The sequence below is a fragment of the Haladaptatus ordinarius genome (genome assembly GCF_054177595.1).
The window spans coordinates 1-4,097 of record NZ_JBPEHH010000196.1; the positions used below are offsets into that span (position 1 = coordinate 1).

Here is a 4,097-nt window from a genome sequence, read left to right on the forward strand (position 1 = left end):
ATTCAACATATTCACGCCCTATCCAGCATCCAAGACAGTCTTCGTCTCATTTCGCGGTCTTTACCGTGTGAGGCGCAGCTTTTGCCGATGCAGTTATCGAGAGAGTGGACAACTAGCGAGTGTGGAAAGGCTACTCAGATTGTCGAATAGACGCTCCACGACGGTTTGAAGGACTTTTGAATACACGTCTGAGAGGCCGTCCCACCACTGCTTGAGGTCTGGTAACTCCGACCGAAGCGTGGTTATGGACGGCAGTTCGCCGTGGTTCTCTCGGTACTCGTTGAGGCGGTAGCGCGTGTGGTTGTACTGTTGCCCAAATATCGCGGTGGTGGTCCAACTCCTCACGGTGAGCGTCGGACGGCTTGAGCCGATATTTGTAGGCGTAGTACATCCGCTATTCGCGCTCCTCAATGAGTTCGTCTATCTTCTCTTGGATGAACGACGAGAGATTGAGGTGCTGGTCCTCAATCCACTCGTCTTGGTCTTCGCGGATGGTGATAGTCTTCCGTTTCACCGTATGCACACAATGCACGCTATGCACTATAAACGTGCCGATTGCGTGGGCCTGTGGGCCTGCAACAGAAATGTACGAACAGATGAGGACGGGGGCTTAGCGCCTGCATTCAGCTAATCGTGACAGATCGCCCTGAAGGCCCGAGCGGGCCACTCGATATTCCAACACTCACGGTGCTTGCACAGCGGGCAGCCACGCATCCACTGGTCAGTGATTGGCAGTTCCGCCCGGATTCGATCACGCCGCGCGTTCTCGAACTCCAAGTGGACTCGGAGCAGTATCCAGCGGCGGTTGATGACGTTCGCGTCGATATTCGCTGGTTCGAAGGTGGGGACTACTCAGTCCACTACCTTGAGATATCTGCAGACAAGACGTGGCAATGTCGATGGGATCGTCACCCCAAACCAAACGCGCCGAATGAACACTTCCATCCACCACCGACTGCGGAAGATACCGTTGAGCCATCGCCACTCGATGCCGATCACCATCTGGACGTTCTCTTTGCTGTCCTTGACTGGATTGGCGACCGAGTACGAGAACGCCACGGCATGTAATAGCGATACATGTGAACTGTTACAGCGGTAGCGAGGTGAAAGCCCACCGACTGATGGCGACATCTCTCACCACGCAACGATCGCGAGAAGGGATGGGTGCATATTCGTCATGGATACCGTTCAATCCTCATCCGTCTCGCCCAACCGTTGCTCAACGAATGTCGCGAACTCGTTGGCGAACGCCTCAACCTCCTCCCAGTCGGTGTACTCGACGTCGGCCAGGGGATTTTCTCCCGATGATTCCACTCGGGCGACGAATTTAACCAGCGCACGCATCAGGAACCCGTACTCTGAAAACCGCAGCGCACCCCCAAAGAGGCCGATCCGATCCGGATGCCAGTTCGTGGCCTCGATGAACTCATCGACGTACCGCGCTGCCTCCGCCGCACCCTCCTCGGTTCCCTCCCCGGACGATCCGGAGACCTGGAAGAAGCCGTTCGGCTTTCTCGCCAAGACGTCCTGGTTGGCTTTGACGAACTTGCGGATCGCCTTTTGCTGTTTGCCCATGTGGATCGACGCCCCGACCAGTACGGCATCGAAGTCGTCGATGCTAAGGCTGTGGTCAATCTCCTTTACGTTCACTGTCGTCGTCTCGTTGTCGCGAGCTCTGAGTTCGGCGTCGATTCGCTCGGCCACTTTCGCGGTCTGTCCCTCACCAGTCCCGAAAATAGTGATGATCCCCGCCATAGATCACATACGGCTCCATCGACCAAAAATGGAGTCCTCTTTTTGAGACTGGAAACTGTTTTTGATTGAAAATAGGATATTCGTTAGCAGTTGGGTTCTAGAAGTGAGATTCGAGAGGATGTGACCTCGCTCGATATACCTTGGTGCCGCTGAACACGGCCCGAAAGGAATCGGTCGCCGACGTCATCGACCGGTGGAGAGCGGAGCTAACGGCCTGACCGGAATCCGGGATGCCACACCCTGACGGGCGTGGTGTCTCACTCTTCGGTTTCGGGCAGAAACCGTGGCAGGAACGTCGATGCGACGAGCATGAGCAGTACGAACAGTACGAGGAGGAGCAGTGCCGCCTGCTGCGCGTCGAACATCGCGGCCTCAAAGATACCTTCGAGTAATTGTCGTTGTAGAGGTGTGAGTTGGTTCAGGAACTGCTGCTGCGTGGCTTCAGTCGCCGTCTCCGCGGCGTCTTCGAGCGCTATCACCAACTCGTACCGTTGCTCCATCGAGATCGTCACGTCCTGCGAACGCAGGACGCCGTCGACGACGCTGCCGTAGAACCGTCCAAGCAGGAGCGAACCGACAACTGCCGTCCCCAGGGAGAACCCCATCGAGCTGCCCGTTTGCAGGACGCCGGACGCCTCGGCGTAGTTCGCGGTCGGGACAGCGGACAACGTCATATTTACTATCTGTCCCATTAGGAGCCCAAGTCCGGTTCCGACGAGCGTCATCGGGACGATCATCCCGGCAATCGTCTGTGAAGGCCCCGTCCCCCTATACAACAGCATCAGTCCGAGGCCCATGAACACAATGCCGGCCTGGACGAGCGTCTTCGGCGAGAGATACGTACGCCAGCCAGTCGTGAACGACGAGAAGACGAGCGTCGCGAGGGAGTACGGAAGCATCGCGAGCCCGGCTTCGAAGGCGGTGTGGCCGAGTGCCGCCTGGAGGTAGACCGGGACTATGAACATGAACCCGGCCATGACGACTGAGCGAAAACTGTACGTGACGACGCCCGATACGAGACGTCCGTTCGTCAGCACGTCCAGTGGAACGAGCGGCTCCCGTTCGGCGCGTTCCATCCGACGTTCGTGCTGGACGAACGCGGCGAACGCGAGCAGTCCGGCCCCAAGGAACCAGATCGCCGGCGACGTGCCGAACGGATTGAACTGCACATCGCCGACGAAAAACGGTCGCCTCACGAGTAGCCACCCGTACTTCCCGCTGAGAAGGAATCCCGTGATGAGCGTCGTCGCACCAACGATGGAGAGAACCGCCCCACCGACGTCCAGCGATCCGCGCGTTTCCTTCAGTCGGCCCGGCTGGAGATACCGGACGAAGAAGAGGGTCGCGGCCACGACAACGAGCTGAAGCGCGAACCCCCACCGCCAACTGGCGTAGGTCGTCAGTGCCCCGCCGATAATCGGTCCGACGACCGCCCCGATCGCGCTCACGCCAGCCAACAGTCCGAGTGTCTTCGCCCGGTCGTTCCCGTCGTAACTGTACATCAGTACGGTGTAGGTCAGGGGAAGCAACACGGCGGCCGCGATGCCTTCGATGACCGACCAGCCGACGAAGAGCACGATGGGGTTCCAGCTAATGGTCGCCAGCAGCGTCCCGACGCCATAGACGACCAATGTAACTGCCGTCAGGCGCCTGATATCGTACAGGGACGACACTTTGCCACCGGGAAGAACCAGCGCGGCTATCACTAGCGAGTAGAACGCAATCGCCCCCTGAACCACGGTGACCGTGGTGTCGAACTCCGCCACAATCGCAGGCACCGCCACGTTCATGAGGGCCGAATTGATACTCACGATAAACATAGAGAGGTTCACCGCGATCGCCGGCCCCCAGTATTGTAATCCCGTCTTCGGATCCGCAGAGAACGAAGTACTGTCGTTGGAAGTAGACTCATCTGGGGCCATACAGTGGTCTAACGCTTTTGACCATCAAATATCATGGACGTAATTCGATCGTTGTGTGCCGATCGAACCTCTATCGGAGTCCGGCTGAATCGGTCGTTCAACAGTTCTCACCGCCGTTATCCCAGAATATTATGTGATATTGTCATCACTACTTTAGGGGCACTGTCTAGTTAAGCGATTCTGTTGTAGATTGGCGTTTCAACGTCTCTACCGTGAGTGGCCAACGAATCTCCTCGTCTCATCATGACTAGGTTTTCGGTGAAGCAGTTGAATTGAGTCTTCTCTCGGTGCAGCCGATCTCACTCTCGCTAGTTGTCCACTCTGGCTCAAGAGACCAGTTGCTGACACGTAGTAGTCAGAATGAGGCGACTGAATCAGTCGCCTGATTCAGCCGCTGTCCGGATTGGTGCGTAATGAGGC

At 57.3% G+C, this 4,097-nt stretch carries 3 protein-coding genes and 1 pseudogene; 1 reads left to right on the forward strand and 3 read right to left on the reverse strand.

From position 1 onward, the window contains the following. Positions 1-117 precede the first annotated feature (117 nt). Positions 118-391 (reverse strand): annotated as a pseudogene (locus ACR3FF_RS26020) (RNA-guided endonuclease TnpB family protein); the annotation flags it as partial. Positions 392-633: 242 nt separating this feature from the next. Between ACR3FF_RS26020 and ACR3FF_RS26025 the strand changes: the two are divergent. Then, positions 634-1,068 carry a toxin-antitoxin system TumE family protein gene (locus ACR3FF_RS26025; RefSeq protein WP_458190995.1) on the forward strand — a complete coding sequence of 145 codons (435 nt, stop codon included), beginning with the start codon at positions 634-636 and terminating at the stop codon, positions 1,066-1,068. Positions 1,069-1,188: 120 nt separating this feature from the next. On the opposite strand, the gene ACR3FF_RS26030 is transcribed toward ACR3FF_RS26025, so the two are convergent. Together ACR3FF_RS26030 and ACR3FF_RS26035 are read right to left on the reverse strand one after the other, a co-directional pair. After that, the gene (locus ACR3FF_RS26030; protein WP_458190996.1) at positions 1,189-1,755 is read right to left on the reverse strand and encodes a flavodoxin domain-containing protein; all 567 of its coding nucleotides are present in this window, start codon (positions 1,753-1,755) and stop codon (positions 1,189-1,191) included. A gap of 257 nt (positions 1,756-2,012) precedes the next feature. Then, complete coding sequence (locus tag ACR3FF_RS26035; protein ID WP_458190997.1) at positions 2,013-3,575, reverse strand: MFS transporter; 1,563 nt, start codon at positions 3,573-3,575, stop codon at positions 2,013-2,015. Positions 3,576-4,097 lie beyond the last annotated feature (522 nt).

What these genes read in the sequence shown, in the direction of transcription:
- ACR3FF_RS26035 (WP_458190997.1), bottom strand. Translation starts at nt 3,575, where the DNA reads ATGTTTATCGTGAGTATCAATTCGGCCCTCATGAACGTGGCGGTGCCT.
- ACR3FF_RS26030 (WP_458190996.1), bottom strand. Translation starts at nt 1,755, where the DNA reads ATGGCGGGGATCATCACTATTTTCGGGACTGGTGAGGGACAGACCGCG.